Here is a 15,157-nt window from a genome sequence, read left to right as displayed (position 1 = left end):
GTGGAACAGCGGCAACGATCGGACCCCGCGTCGGCTGGCGGACGCGGCGCCTCGCGCCTGCCGCCGGGCCGCCTGAGCCTGGAACGCGTGGCCGCGGCCCTGGCCGAGGACGGTCTGATCGGCGCCGAGGACGTCAAGCGCGTGCAGCTGCCCGCCGGCGCCCGCCACGCCAGCGACGTGCATCCGCTGGTGCTGATCGCCAACCTCAAGCTGGCCTCCGGGCAGACCCCGGGCACCGATCTGGGCCTGGAACGGCTGAGCGAGTGGCTGGCCCAGGTCACCGGCCTGCGCTATCTGCGCATCGACCCGACCCGCGTCGACGTGCCCGCCGCGACCGCGGTGGTCTCGCACGCCTATGCGCGCCGGCACCGGATCCTGCCGCTGGCGGTGAGCGCCGATCGCGTGCTGATCGCCACCAGCGAGCCCAACGACCTGGACTGGCTGCCCGACGTGCGCCACCTGACCCGGCGCGAGATCGAGCTGGCGGTGGTCAATCCGCTGGACCTGCACCGCTACACCATGGAGTTCTTCGGCGTCACGCGCTCGGTGCGCGGCGCCCGCGACGGCAATCGCGAACAGAACACCGGCATGCCCAGCTTCGAGCAGCTGGTGGAACTGGGCCGGGTCGGCGAGGTCGGCGCCGACGATCATCACATCGTCCATATCGTCGACTGGCTGCTGCAGTACGCCAACGAGCAGCGCGCCTCCGACATCCACCTGGAGCCGCGCCGCGACATCGGCCGGGTGCGCTTCCGCATCGACGGGGTGATGCACAAGGTGTTCGAGATGCCGCCGCCGGTGATGAACGCGGTGGTCAGCCGGATCAAGGTGCTGGGGCGCATGGACCTGGCCGAGCGCCGGCGCCCGCAGGACGGCCGCATCAAGACCCGCTCGCCGGGCGGGCGCGAGGTCGAAATGCGCCTGTCGACCATGCCCACCGCGTTCGGCGAGAAGTGCGTGGCGCGTTTGTTCGACCCGGATACCGCGCTGAAAACCATCGACCAGCTCGGTTTCAGCGCCCAGGAATCGGCGGGCTGGAACGACCTGGTGCAACGCCCGCACGGCATCGTGCTGGTGACCGGCCCCACCGGTTCGGGCAAGACCACCACCTTGTATTCCACGCTCAAGCAGCTGGCGACGCCGGACGTGAACGTCTGCAGCGTCGAGGACCCGATCGAAATGATCGCGCCCGAGTTCAACCAGATGCAGGTCCAGCCCTCGATCGATCTGGACTTCGCCAGCGGCGTGCGCACCCTGCTGCGCCAGGACCCGGACATCATCATGATCGGCGAGATCCGCGACCTGGAGACCGCGCAGATGGCGGTGCAGGCTGCGCTGACCGGCCATCTGGTGCTGTCGACCCTGCATACCAACGACGCCGCCTCGGCGATCACCCGCCTGCTCGACCTGGGCGTGCCGCACTACCTGGTCGCCTCCACCCTCAACGGCGTGCTCGCGCAGCGCCTGGTGCGGACCCTGTGCCCGCACTGCAAGCGCTCCAGCCCGATCGGCGAGGCCGAGTGGCAGACCCTGCTCGGCGCCGGCCAGGCCGCGCCCTCGGGCGCCGGCGCGCAGGCCCCGGTCGGCTGCCTGGAGTGCCGCCGCACCGGCTATCTGGGCCGGGTCGGTCTGTACGAATTGCTGCCGATCAGCCCCGGCCTGCGCCGGCTGATCCGGCCCGACATGGACCTGGCCAACTTCAATCGCGCCGCCGCCGCCGAGGGCGTGCGCTCGTTGCGGGTGGCCGCGGCCGAAAAGGTGGCCCTGGGATTGACTACAATTCCCGAAGTCGTATCGGTATTGCCCCCGCAGGAATGAACAGCGCCCCCTTCTTGATCCTCGAGACCGGCCAACCGGTCGCCACGATGCGCCGCCACCGCGGCTTTCCGCATTGGATCCGCGTGGCCGCCGGTCTGGAGCGCGACGAGGCGATCACGGTCAACGTCGAGGCCGGCGAGCCGCTGCCGGGCACGCGCGAAGGCTTCGCCGGCACCATCGTCACCGGCTCCGGCGCCATGGTCACCGACCGCGCCGAGTGGAGCGAGCGCAGCGCGGCCTGGCTGCGCGACGCCGCCCACGCCGGCATGCCGCTGCTGGGCATCTGCTACGGCCACCAGCTGCTCGCGCATGCGCTGGGCGGCGAGGTCGGCGATCACCCGCAGGGCCGCGAGATGGGCACGATCGCGCTGGAGCTGCATGCGCAGGCCAGCGAGGATCCGCTGTTCGCCGGCCTGCCCACGCGGTTCGACGCCCAGGCCACCCATCTGCAGACCGTGCTGCGCGCGCCCGACGGCGCGACCGTGCTGGCGCGCTCCGTGCACGACGCCTGCCACGCCTTCCGCTGGGGCGATCGCGCCTGGGGCGTGCAGTTCCATCCCGAGTTCAGCGCCACCCACATGCGCGGCTACGTGCAGGCGCGCAAGGTCGCGCTGCAGCGCGAAGGGCATTGCCCGAAGACCATCGCCGGCAACATCGCCGCCACGCCGCACGCGCGCCGCGTGCTGCGCCGGTTCGTCCACCACGCGCGCGGTTTGCACGGCCGCTGAGGCGGCGACGCAAGATCGCGGTTCGCGGCAACTACAGGCCTACAGGCCGGGGAACAGATCGGAATGATGCAGATTCGCAAGGTGCCGCTCAGCCAGGGCGTTCAATGGCTGATGCAGGCCGTCAATATCGGCGCGCGCAATCCGCGCGCCGTGTTCGGTGCGGCGCTGCTGTTCATCGCCACGCTGTACACCCTCACCTTGCTGTTCGTGCTGCCGTTTGCCGCGAGCGTGCGCGAGGGCGCGACGGCGTCGCCGGATCCGGCGCGGGTGCTGACCGCGATGGCGCCGTTGTTCCTGATGCTGGTGTTCGTGCTGCCGATCCTGCTCGGCGGCCTGATGCACGTGATCCGCGAAGCCGAGGCCGGCCGCCCGGTGCGCGCACGCGATCTGTTCGCGCCGTTCCGCCTGCGCAAGGCCGGCCCCCTGGCGCTGCTGGGCGTGATCCAGATCGTGCTGGCGGCGGCGAGCATCCTGTTGGTGGTGTTGCTGGCCGGCGACGATTACTGGACCGACTACATGACCGCGATGCGCACGGTGATGACCGGCGGTACTCCGGTTATGCCGCAGCCCAACCATCCGGGCCTGATGATGCTGGTGCAGCTGGTCTTCAACTATTTCACCTACACCCTGCTGCTGCTTTGCATTCCGCTGATCCTGTTTTCCCGTGCCGGCCTGGTCGACGCGGTCAAGGCCAGCCTGCGCGCATCGGTGTTCAACGTCGGCGCCAACCTGCTGGCCGGCGGCCTGTTCACGGCGGCCATGCTGCTGGCCGCGCTGATCGTCGGCGTGCTCGGCCTGCTGGCGGCCGTGATCGGCAGCCTGATCCATCCGATTCTGGGCGCGCTGCTGTCGGTGCTGCTGTACGCCGCTTTCGGCGCGGCGGTGCTGGTGGTGCTGGTCGGCGGCAGCTATCTGGCGTGGCGCGACACCTTCGGCGACGAAGACGCGCCGGTGCCGCCGCCGGCCGGAAACGGCCACATCGAGGCCTGACGGCCGCAACCTCCGGCCTGGCCACGGTCGGACCGCATGGCGCTCGCGCCGCGAGCGGCGCAGCCCTGGATCAGGCCGCCGCTTGCAGGGCCGCGCCGCGGCGCAGATCGCGCCGCGCCCACAGATAGATCAGCAATCCCGCCACCGCGGTCGCGGCGCCGATGTAGCCGGTCGAGGTCCAGCCGTAGCCGGCGGTGATCGCCATGCCGCCCAGCCAGGGGCCGAGCGCGTTGGCGGCGTTGAAGGCCGAATGGTTGGAGGCCGCGGCCAGGGTCTGCGCCTCGGCCGCCACGTCCATCAGATGCGCCTGCAGCACCGGCGCCAGCGCGCCCATGGTGCCGACCGCGATCACCGCGGGCAGCACCGCCCACACCGAGTGCGCGGCGATCGGGAATACCAACAGCAACAGGGTCGACCACAGCAGCACCGCCGCGGCGGCGCGGAACTGCAGGCGATCGAACAGCCAGCCGCCGGCGAGATTGCCGAGGATGCCGCCGATGCCGAACGCGATCAGCGCCACCGGCGTCCACGACTCGGGCACGCCGGTGACGTGGATCAGGGTCGGGGCCAGATAGCCGAACACGCAGAACATGCCGGCGAAACCGATCGCGCCGATGCCCAGGGTCAGCCATACCGGCGCGCGGTTGAAGTCGCGCAGTTCGCGGATCGGGTCCTGGCGCGGCTCGGCCGGGTCCGGCGGCAGGGTGCGCGCGACCATCGCCACGGTCAGCGCCGCGATCGCGGTGACCAGGCCGAAGGCGTAACGCCAGTCCAGCACCTGGCCCAGCCAGGTCGCGAAGGGGTTGCCGATCAGCAACGCGATCGCCAGGCCCAGCAGCGGCCGGCTGACCGCGACGCCGCGTTGTTCGGGCGGGCTGATCGCGGCCGCCACCAGCGCCGCGACGCCGAAGTAGGCGCCGTGCGGCAATCCGGCGATGAAGCGGAACAGCAGCATGGTCGGGTAGTTCGGCGCCAGCGCGCTGGCGATGTTGCCCAGGGCGTAGAAGGCCATCAACGCCAGCAGCAGGCTGCGCCGGCGCAGGCGCGCGCCCAGGATCGCCAGCAGCGGCGCGCCGACCACCACGCCCAGCGCATAGGCGCTGATCACATGGCCGACCTGAGGCTCGGTCACCCCCAGGCCGCGCGCGATGTCGGGCATCAGGCCCATCACCACGAATTCGCTGGTGCCGATGGCGAAGCCGCCCATGGCCAGGGCGAACAGGATCAGGCCGATCTGGCGCCGCGACAGGGTCGGCGACATCGGGATGCCGGAGTCGGGCATGGCGGGATCCGCAACAGGGGAGACTGGGCATTATTGTGCATTGCAGCAAACGCGTCAGCGGCGCGAATGCATCGCTGCGTCTCGTCGGTGGGTGCGGAGCAGGCGCGCGGGGCCGCGAATACGCGGTGCGTGGGCGCTTTGCCGAATCTGGCGGATTCGATAGGAGCGCTGGAGGGGCGACCGCAGCGCCCGGATTTGCGCCGGGAGAGAAGCCTCGACGCGAGTGCGGTGGCGCGGTCGCGGCTTGCGCCGCTCCTACAGGGGGGCGTTTCGCTTGGGGGTAGGAGCGGCGTGAGCCGCGACCCGCTACCACGGCGACACGGCGGCCGATCGCGATGATCGGCGCCGCGAGCTCGATCAGCCCGCCGTTTCCGGCTCGCGCGGTTTGACCCATCCGGCGGCGATGATGCCCAGCTCGTACAGCACGCACATCGGGATCGCCAGCATCAATTGCGAGACCACGTCCGGCGGGGTGATCACGGCGGCGATGATGAAGATGCCGACCACGGCGTAGCCGCGGCCCTCCTTCAACTGTTGCGGGGTGACCCAGCCGAGCAGGACCAGGATCACCAGCGCCACCGGCAGCTCGAAGCTGGCGCCGAAGGCCAGGAAGATCACCAGCACGAAGTCCAGGTACTTGCCGATGTCGGGGGTCATCGCGACCACCGAAGGGGTGAACTTGACCAGGAAGCCGAACACCGCCGGCAGCACCAGGAAGTAGGCGAAGGCGCAGCCGGCGTAGAACAGCGTCACCGCCGAGGCCAGCAAGGGCAGGGCCAGGCGCTTCTCGCGCTTGTACAGGCCCGGCGCCACGAAGGCCCAGGCCTGGTAGAGCAGCCACGGCACGGTCAGGAACAGCGCGCTGAAGAAGGCCAGTTTGACCGGCACGAAGAAACCGCCGGCCGGATCGGCGGCGATCAGCTTGCCCGATTCGGGCAGCTTGCCCAGCAGCGGGCCGGCCAGCAGCGAGAAGATCTCCGAGGCGAACGGCATCAGCGCCAGGAACACGATCAGCAGGCCGACCACCGCGCGCAGCAGGCGCGCGCGCAGCTCGATCAGGTGATCGAGCAGGCGCGGCTCGGCGCCGGCCTCGTCCTCGGCCGAGCTGGCGGCGCGCGGGTCAGCGTCGCTCATCGTCTTGGGCCGGTGCGGTGGAAGCGGCGGGGAGCGCGGTGGGCTCGGCGGTCGGCGCCTCGTTCAGCGCCTCGACGCTGCGCTCGGCCTCGCGCAGTTCGCGCTGGACGGTGTCGCGGCTGTCGTGGATCTGGTTGCGCAGGCTTTCCTGGGCCTCGCGCAGATCGGCCTGGGTCTGGCGCAGGCTGCGGCGCAGTTCCTCGTCGGCCAGCTCGTTCTCGAGTTCGGATTTCACCGAATACCACTGCGCGCGCGCGCGCCGTACCCACAGGCCGGCGAAGCGCGCGGCCTTGGGCAGGCGTTCGGGGCCGAGCACCAGCAGGGCCACGACCGCGATGACGAAGATTTCGGAAAAGCCGATGTCGAACATGACCGCGCGCCGGAAACGTCGTGGGGGACGCTAAGGCGTATCAGCGCGGGGTTTGTTCGTCGTTGCGCGTCTGCGCGTTGGCGTCGTCGCGCCGGGTTTCGTCGGGGAGCTGCGCGGCCGGCTTGTCCTCGTCCTGCACGCCCTTCTTGAAGCCCTTCACCGCTTCACCGAGGTCCTGGCCCACGTTCTTCAGGCGCTTGGTGCCGAACACCAGCACCACGATCACCAGCACGATCAGCCAGTGCCAAAGACTCAAACCGCCCATGTGTGATTCCGCCAGAGTTGGGACGCTCAGGATACCGCAAGCCTTGTTACGGAACCCGTGACCGCGGGCATGGTGGGCCTGAACAGGTCGCCGCGGCGCTTAAGGCAGCGGCTCGACCTTGGGCTGGTTGGGATCGTTCACCGGTTCGGTGGGCGCGGCCGGCTGAGCGACGGGTGCGGCCTGCGGCGCGGCAGCCGGGGTGGAGGGGTAGACGGTGGCGCCGGTGGCCGGGCGCGGCTCTTCCTGGCGGTTGGCGCGCGCGGTCGCGCTGGCTTCCTCCAGGCGGTCGCGGAAATCGACCACCGCTTCCGACGGCGCCTGCGCCGAGCGGCCTTCGAAGATCATGCGCGGAGTGGTGCCGTTGCCGTACACGACCTGGTTGGCCTGATCGTCGATCTGCAGCACGGCGCCGTCCAGGGCCACGCCCGCGAACAGGCCGCGCGCGCGCGACCAGGACCAGATCTCGGCCTTGAGCTGGCCGTCGGTGGCGGCCGCGGCGCTGCGCCCGACCGGGCCGGCGGCGACGCCGGCGTCGGCGCCCAGGGTGACCTTGCCGTTGACGATGGAATCCAGGCCGCGCTCGCCGCGGAACACCAGCACGATGTCGGAGGACTGCACGCCGGCCTGGAAGCCGACGCTGCCGCCGGTGAGCTTGACGAAGCTGGGGTTGGACCAGGTGCCGTCGGGGTTCTTGACCGAGACCAGGCCGTGGCCGCGGCGGCCGCCCAGCACCAGGCCGACCTTGAGCGTGTCGGGCACGACCACGATCGCGCGCGCCTCGTCGAACAGCTTGTCGGGAATCGCCGACTCCGGGATCTGCTGGATGTCGCCGAGCACACGCACCGCGTTGCGCGCACGGGCGTCCTCATCGGGGCCGGCGACGGCGGATGCGGCGAAGCTCAGGCTGAGCACGAGGACGGCGAGGCGCGACGGACGGGACATGGACGGACTCCGGCGGGGGATACTGGAACTGCAGAGGGATGGCGCACGCGTTCGACCGCGAGGACGCGCCGTGGTTCAGGCTAGTAACGCGGCGATGAATCGCCACGGAACCGTGGCGATGCGGTGTCGCGACCCGCGCATGCTGCCCGGCCGCGCCGGTGCTGTCATCCTATAGGCATGCCCGCCGACGCCAGCATCGACCCCAATACCCCCGATTCGAGCGCCGGTTCCGCCTCCGGAGCCGCGCCCGACACCGCCGTGCTGCTGGTCAACCTGGGCACGCCCGAGGCCCCGACCGCGGCCGCGGTGCGCCGCTATCTGGCCGAATTCCTGCACGACCGCCGCGTGGTCAGCCTGACCCGCTGGCTGTGGTGCCCCTTGCTGCATTTCGCGATCCTGCCGCTGCGTTCGTCGCGTGTCGCGCACAAGTACGCCAGCATCTGGCTGCCCGGCGAGGACGGCGGTTCGCCGCTGGCCGTCTACACCCGGCGCCTGGCGCGCGCACTGCAGCGCGAACTGCCGCAGGCGCGCGTGCTCGCCGCGATGCGCTACGGCGAGCCCTCGCTGCGCCGCAGCCTGCAGACGCTGCGCGCCGAGGGCGTGCGCCGGCTGCTGGTGCTGCCGCTGTACCCGCAGTACTCGACTTCGACCTCGGCCTCGGTGGCCGACGTGATCGCGCGCGGCGAAGGCCCGACCACGCGCATGGTCGAGGACTACCACCGCGATCCGGGCTGGGTCGCGGCGGTCGCGAATTCGATCCGCGCCCACCGCCAGGCCAACGGTGACGGCGAACACCTGCTGTTCTCCTTCCACGGCCTGCCGCAGCGCCTGGCCGACGACGGCGATCCCTATCCGCAGCAATGCGAGGCCGGCGCGCGCGCGATCGCGCAGGCGCTGGGCCTGGCCGACGACGCCTGGACCCTGAGCTACCAATCGCGCTTCGGCCGCGAACGCTGGCTGGAGCCGGCCACCGCGGCCACGCTGGAGGCGCTGGCCGCGCGTGGTGTGCATCGGGTCGACGTGGTCGCGCCGGGCTTCGCGGTGGATTGCCTGGAGACGTTGGAAGAGGTGGCGATGATGCTGGCCGAGGATTTCGCCCGCCGCGGCGGCGAGCTGCGCTACATCCCCTGCCTCAACGACAGCCCCGAGCACGCCGCGGCGCTGGCGGCGATCGCGCGCCGCGAACTGGAGGCCTGGGCATGAGCGGCGACGGCCAGCGCACGGGCGCGGCGCTGCGCGAGTTCGCCGTCGACACGCCGTTCGGCCGCCTCGGCGGCCTGCGCAACAACGTCCACGGCGCGCCGCGCCTGCTCGCGCTGCACGGCTGGCTCGACAACGCCGCCAGCTTCGCGCCCCTGGCGCCGCACTTGGCCGGCTTCGATCTGGTCGCGCCCGACCTGCCCGGCCACGGCGTCAGCGCGCACCTGCCGCCGGCCGCCGAGTACACCCTGGTCGCCGCCGCGCGCGCCGCCTTCGCGGTCGCCGACGCGCTGGGCTGGGACCGCTTCGCCTTGCTCGGTCATTCGATGGGCGGCGCCACCGCCAGCCTGATGGCCGCCGCGGCGCCGCAGCGCATCGAGCGCCTGCAGCTGATCGAGGCCCTGGGCGGATTGTCCGAAACCGAAACGCGCACCGCCGCGCGCCTGCGCGAGGCCTTCGCCGACCAGGCCGCGCTGTCCGGCAAGCAGCTGCGCGTGTTCGGCGACATCGCCACCGCGGTGCGCGCGCGCATGCAGGCCAACGGCCTGAGCGAGCCGGTGGCGCGTTTGCTGGTCGAACGCGGCATCGCCCCGGTGCCGGCGGGCCGCTACGCCGACGACGCGGCCGGTGGCTACGTCTGGCGCAGCGATCCGCGCCTGACCCTGGCCACCGCGGTGCGCATGACCGAGGCCCAGGTCCGCGATGTGGTCGCGTCGATCCAGTGCCCGACCCGGGTGATCTACGTCGAGCCCGCGTTCCAGTACTTCAACGCCGAATTGCGCGATGCGCGCATCGCGCTGCTGCGCCACGGCGAAAGCGCGGCGGTGCCCGGCGGCCATCACCTGCACATGGAAGACCCGGACGCGGTCATGGCCGCGATCGGCGATTTTCTGACCCGGCCGCTGTAAGGGTCGCCTGCTTCCTGTAGGAGCGGCGTAAGCCGCGATTTCGGCCGCCCGCGGTCCAGACCGAAGCTACGCGAGCTTCCGATCGCGGCTTACGCCGCTCCCACGGAGAGCGAGGCTTCGCGACGCGGGGTAGGTGCGGGGCGAGCCGCGACCTGCTTCATGGCCGAAGCTGCGCGGTCGCGGCTTACGCCGCTCCTACCTGAAAGCCGGGGCGGTCAGATCTTGCCGCACAGCGCGTTCAGCGCCGCCTTCAGCGGGCGACCCTCGGCGCGAAAATACTCACGCTGATCGCGCCAGTACGGGCAGCGCGCTTCGACCTCGCGCCAGAACGCGCGCGAATGGTCGGCGTGGATCAGGTGGCACAGCTCATGCACCAGCACGTACTCGAACGCGGCCGGCGGCGCCAGCACCAGGGCCAGGTCCAGCGACAGCGCGCCGTCGGGCGACAGCGAGCCCCATTGCGAGGACATCACCCGCAGGCGGATGCGCGCGGGCGCGCGCGGCAGGCCGTGCAGGTATTTCGGCAGCCAGCGGCCGATGTCGGCGCGGGCCTGGGCTTCGTAGAAATCGCGCAGCGCGCGCCGCAGCGCGGCCGGTGCGACCGCCTCGGGCGCGACGATGGCGATGGCCCCGTCGGCATCCTCGGCGATGCGCAGGTAGCGGCCGACGCTCCAGCGCAGCGAGCGCAGCTCGCCGCGCAAAGGCAGTTGCGTATCCACGTGCGGCTGCAGCGCGGCGTGTTCGCTGCGGGTGCTGGCCAGTTGCGCGGCCAGCCAGGCGCCGTGTTCGCGCACGAAGCGCTCGCCGGCGCGATCGCTGGCCCGCACCGGCAGGGTCAGGCGCGCGCCGCGTTCGTCGACGCTGAGCTTGAGCCGGCGCGCGCGCGGATCGCGCACGCGCAGCACGTCGACGCTGCGGCCGTCGTCGAGCACGACCGTGATCGTCTCGCGCTCGACCCCGCGCGCGACCGGACGCGACTGGCCGGTCAGCAGGCGCAGCAGGCTGGTCATGGATGCGGTTCCGCCATGCGCTGAGGATAGCGCGTGGGAATGACGGTTGCGGGGCAGGGCGATCGCGGCCTTGCTCCGTCGCAAGGCCGATCCTCGCTCCCGCCAGCGGGAAAGAGGCTCTCGATGCGCAAGGCGTTTGATTTCCCTTCTCCCGCTTGCGGGAGAAGGGGCCCGCAGGGCGGCCGAGGGTAGCGTGCGAGGTCGGAGCTGCACGCTCGCGTGCAGACCCTCACCCCAACCCGCACCCCGGCCCGATCGCCTGGCGATCGGGCGTTCGGCGCAGCGCGAGCCGATGGCTCGCAAGCGCTGCCCCTCACCCCGCCAGCGGGAGAGGGCCTTTCAATGCGCAGGGCGTTGCGTACCCAAACAGGCGATCCGCGCCGCGGGCTTCAGGCCTCGGCCTTGCTCAACTTCAACGCTGGCTCCAGCACGTTGAACAGGCGCTTGACCTCGCCGCTCATCAGCGCGAAGCGCGCGTCGAGCTCGGCGCGCAGGTCGTCGCGCTCGGTGTTCTCCAGGGTGTCGACGGCGCCGTCGAGCAGCTTGAACTTGCGGATCACCAGGTCCTCGCCGAGTACGAAGGACACGTGGTCGTCCAGGTTCAGCGCCAGGCGCGTGACCTGCTTGCCGGTTTCCAGATGCTTGTTGATCTCGTCGCCCTGCAGCTCCATGCGCTGGCACTTGACCACCGCGCCCTGTTCCATCGGATCACGCAGCTCGCATTCCTCGCCCAGGCTCAGGCCTTCGGGCAGCGGCTCGCCGGCGAGCCAGCCGGTCAGGATCGAGCGCGGTGCGACTTCGGCGTTCAAGGGCAGCGCCGGGAAGCTGCCGAGCGCGCGCCGGATCTCGCTGACCACGTTCTCGCCGCTCTTGCGGCTGGAGGTGTCGACCACGACGATGCCGTGCTCCAGGTCGAGCAGGGCGTCGGTGCGGCTGGGCTTGATGAAGGCGCGCGGCAGCAGGTCGACGATCAGCTCGTCCTTGAGCCGCTTGCGGGTGCGGCTGCCGGGTTTGCGGCCTTCCTTCTGCTCGATCTCGGCCAGTTTCTTGGCCAGCATGTCGTTGACCACCGAGCCCGGCAGCAGCCGGTCCTCGCCGCCGACGCTCACCCAGATCGCGTCCTGGATGCGGTTCGACATGGCCTCGGCGTCGCGGCCGAAGGGCGAGATGAAGCCGCGCGAAGACAGCTCCAGCGGGCCGACCGGCTTGAGCTTGCACTCCTCCAGGCCTGCTTCGAGTTCGTCGAGTTTGGTGGTGGTCGGGAAGCGGAACAGCGTCAGATTGCGAAAGAACATCGAAGTCCCGAAAAGTGAGGAAGGGGAACGGAGCCGAACCGCGGCCGGGCCTTACATGGCCGCAGGCTCGGTGCCCGTTTCCGGTTCGTGCGGTTCGCCGGCGAGCCACGCGTGCGCGTCCGGCAGCGGCGACTGGCCGAGGCGGCCCAGGGCGAGGAAATCGAACAGCTTGGGATCGGACAGCTGCGAAGGGCGGATATCGCCCAGAGCGCGGGCGATGGTTTCGATCCGGCCCGGGCTCTCGAGTTCCCAGACGTCCATCATCTTCTTGACCTGCTTGCGCTGCAGGTTCTCCTGCGAGCCGCACAGATTGCAAGGGATGATCGGAAACTCGCGCGCCGCGGCGTACTGCGCGATGTCGTCCTCGCGCACGTAGGCCAGCGGCCGGATCACCACGTGCTTGCCGTCGTCCGACAGCAGCTTGGGCGGCATGCCGCTGAGCTTGGCGTGGAAGAACAGGTTGAGGAAGAAGGTCGCGACCAGGTCGTCGCGGTGGTGGCCCAGCGCGATCTTGGTGAAACCTTCCTGCTCGGCGTAGCTGTACAGGGCGCCGCGACGCAGGCGCGAGCACAGCGAGCACATGGTCTTGCCCTCGGGCACGACCCGGGTCACCACCGAGTAGGTGTCCTGCTCGAGGACCTTGTAGGGCACGCCCACCGATTCCAGATAGGCCGGCAGCACGTGCTCGGGGAAATCGGGTTGCTTCTGATCCAGATTGACCGCGACCAGCTCGAACCGCACCGGCGCCTTCTTGCGCAGCTGCAGCAGGATGTCCAGCAGGGTGTAGCTGTCCTTGCCGCCGGACAGGCAGACCATGACCTTGTCGCCGTCCTCGATCATGCCGAAGTCGGCGATCGCGCGGCCGACCTGGTGGCGCAGGCGTTTGGCCAGGCGCTGATGTTGGTGGCCGCGACGCTGGTCGGCGCGGACGTGGCGCAGGGGTTCGGCTAGGGGCAGGACGGTGCTCATCAGACCGTCCATTCTACGGGCAGCCATGGGGCGGCTGCGATCCGAGCCTGGGCCGCGACAGGTCCGCGCACAAACGAACGGCGCGGTGGACCGCGCCGTCGTGGCGGCAAAACCGACGCCTGCCGCCGAAAGCCGCCGCCCGTTCTGCGAGGCGGTCGGCGGGAGCGATCATTTGCGCGCGGGTGCTTCCCTGCCGCGAACCGGGGCCGGGCTCTCCTCCGCCACCGGCTTCAGCGTCAGCTCGTGGCTGTCGCGCACGGGCGCCTGGGCTGGGGTGATGCTGGGGTCGGGGACGATCGCGATATTGAGCTTGCAGTCGGCGCCCAGCGGAACGCTGGCCGGGAATTGCTTGCAGTCGGGGCCTTTCTTGCCGTCCGGGCAACACCAGCGGGTGCCGCGCTCGCCCTGGATGACCACGTTCTTGGCCGCGGCCAGCGGCGAGGTGCAGGCGAGCAACGCGAAAGCGGATATCAGAACCAGGCGATTCGAAAACCGATCCATCAGACCTCTCCTTGGTGTGCGGGCGATCCGCGGCTGCAGGATAGGCAAACGATCTTCTAACTAAATATGAACGAAATTTTTACTATTCAGGCGCCGGACAGCGGCCGGCCCGCGCCTCCCGAGCCGGCTTGGGCGCGTAATGGCCACAGCGGTTTTACGCATGCGCTACGGCGCCTCGATGTCGACACCGAAAGCGACGGCTCAAGGAGATATGGCGACGCCATCGTCGCGCGTTAAGCTCAGCACATGAGCGAAAGCGACGATCCCGCCGAAATAGCACGCAAGCTGGCCGAACTGCGGCTGGAGCATCGCGACCTGGATGCCGCCATCGACCGCCTGGCCCAGGACACCGACGCCGATGAACTCACGGTCAAACGATTGAAGAAGCGCAAGCTATGGCTGAAGGACTGCATCGCGCGCCTGGAAAGCGCGTTGATTCCCGACGAGCCGGCGTGAGCCGAGGCTACGGATGATCCAGGACGATCGCGCATGACAGGGCAGGGACGGGACCGCGAGCAATTGCAGGCGCTGTGGCGCCATCGCGCCACGAGGACCGCGGTGGTCGCCCTGGCCCTGACCGCATTGGTCACCGCCGCGTTGGGCGGCTTCGGCCGAGCTCAATCGGCGCAGAAGCATCCGCAGTCTGGTGCCGGCGCGCGCGTGGACACCGGCGCGCTAGCGCTCACGCCGTTGCGTGCGTGGCTAACGGACGCGCAGCCGGGGCGCCCGCCGGACCGCTCCGGTCAGCGCTACCTGGTACTGCAGTTACGCGCCGAGAACCTCACCGAAAGCGGCATCGCCGCGATCGCCTATTTACAGCAGGACTTGGTCTGGCTTCCCGATGGCCGTTCCGGCGAGCGTCGTGCCGACGTGTTGCTGCGCGCTGACGACCATGGCTTCGACGTGACCCTGCAGCCGCGCCTGCCGACTACGCTCGATCTGGTCTGGAAGTTGCGTGCCGGCGAGCGCCTGGCGCCGGGTACCGCCTGGGGCACCTACCGACGCGACTACGTCGCCCGCACCTACCTGACGGGCGAAACCGCGTGGATCCAGCAACAGCCCGACACCCGACTGCTGCTGACCGTGGACGACCGAACCGGGACGGCGACGCCATGAACGCGCGCACCGAGCCGAGCGCGCGCCGCTTGCCCATTCGGTGGTCCTTGGTCGCGACCTCGTTGCTGACGCTGGCCGCGATCGTCTATCTGCGCAAAGCCGAGCCCGATTACGAGGCCAAGCTCGCGCCGCTGACGTTGCCCGGGGCTATAGCGCAGAGGGTGGAGGCGCGCAACTTCGCGATAGAAGTGAAGCGGATACGCCTGGCGCGCGCCTATCTGGTGCGTGGCGACTACCTGCATCCGCAGCCGCGCATGCTCAAGCCCGACGGGATCTGGCTGTCGGCGCTGACCGAAGCCGAAGCGCTGAAGGAGCCGGGCTACATCGGCGCACAGCTTCGCACACGCGATGGCCTGGTCTATCTGGCCAGTGGCAGCAGCCGTCCCAAGCTACCGGGCAGTAACTTCAACGGCCAGGAACTCGCGACCGGACTACGCGGCACCGGCGGCTATTTCTTCGACGTGCCGTCGGATCGCCTGCATGGCGCGCACCTGCAGTTCTACTGGGGTCCGCTGGCGCCGGGTCCCATGGACCATCTGATCGACATCGACCTCGGTCTCGACGGACCGAAGACGCAGCGTCTGTTGCAGGAAGCCAAACCGGTGCTCGACTTGCGATGAATACGAACT

Annotated in this window: 17 protein-coding genes and 1 pseudogene; 9 read left to right on the top strand and 9 right to left on the bottom strand. The window is 70.2% G+C overall.

Annotated elements, in window-relative coordinates; genetic code table 11:
• The 3 genes from V1318_RS18145 (at position 1) to V1318_RS18135 (ending at position 3,536) form a co-directional block, all read left to right on the top strand.
• Positions 1 to 1,818: a GspE/PulE family protein gene (locus V1318_RS18145; protein WP_332941146.1), complete on the top strand. Its 1,818-nt coding sequence runs from the start codon at positions 1 to 3 to the stop codon at positions 1,816 to 1,818.
• Positions 1,815 to 2,546, top strand: coding sequence for a glutamine amidotransferase (locus V1318_RS18140; protein ID WP_332941145.1), 732 nt, complete (start codon positions 1,815 to 1,817; stop codon positions 2,544 to 2,546). Before V1318_RS18145 ends, V1318_RS18140 begins: the two co-directional genes overlap by 4 nt.
• Positions 2,547 to 2,612: 66 nt before the next feature.
• On the top strand, positions 2,613 to 3,536 hold the full coding sequence (locus V1318_RS18135) for a hypothetical protein (RefSeq protein ID WP_332941144.1): 924 nt from the start codon (positions 2,613 to 2,615) through the stop codon (positions 3,534 to 3,536).
• 70 nt (positions 3,537 to 3,606) lie between these two features.
• Here the strand turns inward: V1318_RS18135 and V1318_RS18130 are convergent, their stop codons facing one another.
• From V1318_RS18130 to V1318_RS18110, 5 genes and pseudogenes are all read right to left on the bottom strand, one after another.
• Positions 3,607 to 4,818, bottom strand: a complete 1,212-nt coding sequence (locus V1318_RS18130; RefSeq protein WP_332941143.1) for an MFS transporter — start codon at positions 4,816 to 4,818, stop codon at positions 3,607 to 3,609.
• 357 nt (positions 4,819 to 5,175) lie between these two features.
• Positions 5,176 to 5,952, bottom strand: coding sequence for a twin-arginine translocase subunit TatC (gene tatC / locus V1318_RS18125; RefSeq protein WP_332941142.1), 777 nt, complete (start codon positions 5,950 to 5,952; stop codon positions 5,176 to 5,178).
• On the bottom strand, positions 5,939 to 6,322 hold the full coding sequence (gene tatB, locus V1318_RS18120) for a Sec-independent protein translocase protein TatB (protein WP_332941141.1): 384 nt from the start codon (positions 6,320 to 6,322) through the stop codon (positions 5,939 to 5,941). The genes tatC and tatB overlap by 14 nt, the downstream gene beginning before the upstream one ends.
• A 40-nt stretch (positions 6,323 to 6,362) precedes the next feature.
• Entirely contained in the window at positions 6,363 to 6,587 is a 225-nt protein-coding gene (tatA, locus tag V1318_RS18115; protein ID WP_056177630.1) for a Sec-independent protein translocase subunit TatA, read from the bottom strand.
• A gap of 246 nt (positions 6,588 to 6,833) precedes the next feature.
• Positions 6,834 to 7,529, bottom strand: a pseudogene (locus V1318_RS18110) (lipid-binding SYLF domain-containing protein); the annotation flags it as partial.
• Positions 7,530 to 7,706: 177 nt separating this feature from the next.
• Here V1318_RS18110 and hemH point away from each other — a divergent pair.
• Both hemH and V1318_RS18100 read left to right on the top strand, forming a co-directional pair.
• Positions 7,707 to 8,732, top strand: a complete 1,026-nt coding sequence (hemH, locus tag V1318_RS18105; protein ID WP_332941139.1) for a ferrochelatase — start codon at positions 7,707 to 7,709, stop codon at positions 8,730 to 8,732.
• On the top strand, positions 8,729 to 9,637 hold the full coding sequence (locus V1318_RS18100) for an alpha/beta hydrolase (protein ID WP_332941138.1): 909 nt from the start codon (positions 8,729 to 8,731) through the stop codon (positions 9,635 to 9,637). The genes hemH and V1318_RS18100 overlap by 4 nt, the downstream gene beginning before the upstream one ends.
• A 215-nt stretch (positions 9,638 to 9,852) precedes the next feature.
• On the opposite strand, the gene V1318_RS18095 is transcribed toward V1318_RS18100, so the two are convergent.
• From V1318_RS18095 to V1318_RS18080, 4 genes are all read right to left on the bottom strand, one after another.
• On the bottom strand, positions 9,853 to 10,647 hold the full coding sequence (locus V1318_RS18095) for a SprT family zinc-dependent metalloprotease (protein WP_332941137.1): 795 nt from the start codon (positions 10,645 to 10,647) through the stop codon (positions 9,853 to 9,855).
• Between the two features lie 389 nt (positions 10,648 to 11,036).
• Positions 11,037 to 11,942 (bottom strand): recombination-associated protein RdgC, encoded by a 906-nt coding sequence (locus V1318_RS18090; protein WP_332941136.1) that lies wholly within the window; start codon positions 11,940 to 11,942, stop codon positions 11,037 to 11,039.
• A gap of 51 nt (positions 11,943 to 11,993) precedes the next feature.
• On the bottom strand, positions 11,994 to 12,923 hold the full coding sequence (gene ttcA / locus V1318_RS18085; protein ID WP_332941199.1) for a tRNA 2-thiocytidine(32) synthetase TtcA: 930 nt from the start codon (positions 12,921 to 12,923) through the stop codon (positions 11,994 to 11,996).
• Between the two features lie 156 nt (positions 12,924 to 13,079).
• Positions 13,080 to 13,412: a hypothetical protein gene (locus V1318_RS18080; RefSeq protein ID WP_332941134.1), complete on the bottom strand. Its 333-nt coding sequence runs from the start codon at positions 13,410 to 13,412 to the stop codon at positions 13,080 to 13,082.
• Positions 13,413 to 13,478: 66 nt separating this feature from the next.
• Between V1318_RS18080 and V1318_RS18075 the strand changes: the two genes are divergently transcribed.
• The 4 genes from V1318_RS18075 to V1318_RS18060 all read left to right on the top strand — a co-directional run bounded on the left by V1318_RS18075 (position 13,479) and on the right by V1318_RS18060 (position 15,148).
• Positions 13,479 to 13,649, top strand: coding sequence for a hypothetical protein (locus V1318_RS18075; RefSeq protein ID WP_332941133.1), 171 nt, complete (start codon positions 13,479 to 13,481; stop codon positions 13,647 to 13,649).
• Positions 13,650 to 13,658: 9 nt separating this feature from the next.
• Complete coding sequence (locus V1318_RS18070) at positions 13,659 to 13,868, top strand: YdcH family protein (RefSeq protein WP_055907361.1); 210 nt, start codon at positions 13,659 to 13,661, stop codon at positions 13,866 to 13,868.
• 102 nt (positions 13,869 to 13,970) lie between these two features.
• Complete coding sequence (locus tag V1318_RS18065) at positions 13,971 to 14,528, top strand: hypothetical protein (RefSeq protein ID WP_332941132.1); 558 nt, start codon at positions 13,971 to 13,973, stop codon at positions 14,526 to 14,528.
• Entirely contained in the window at positions 14,525 to 15,148 is a 624-nt protein-coding gene (locus V1318_RS18060; protein WP_332941131.1) for a hypothetical protein, read from the top strand. Before V1318_RS18065 ends, V1318_RS18060 begins: the two co-directional genes overlap by 4 nt.
• The last annotated feature ends 9 nt before the right edge of the window (positions 15,149 to 15,157 follow it).

It is taken from the genome of Lysobacter sp. CCNWLW3 (genome assembly GCF_036697405.1).
In the GTDB taxonomy this organism is placed as follows: Bacteria; Pseudomonadota; Gammaproteobacteria; order Xanthomonadales; family Xanthomonadaceae; genus Lysobacter.
This window is presented reverse-complemented; position numbering and strand designations above follow the sequence as displayed.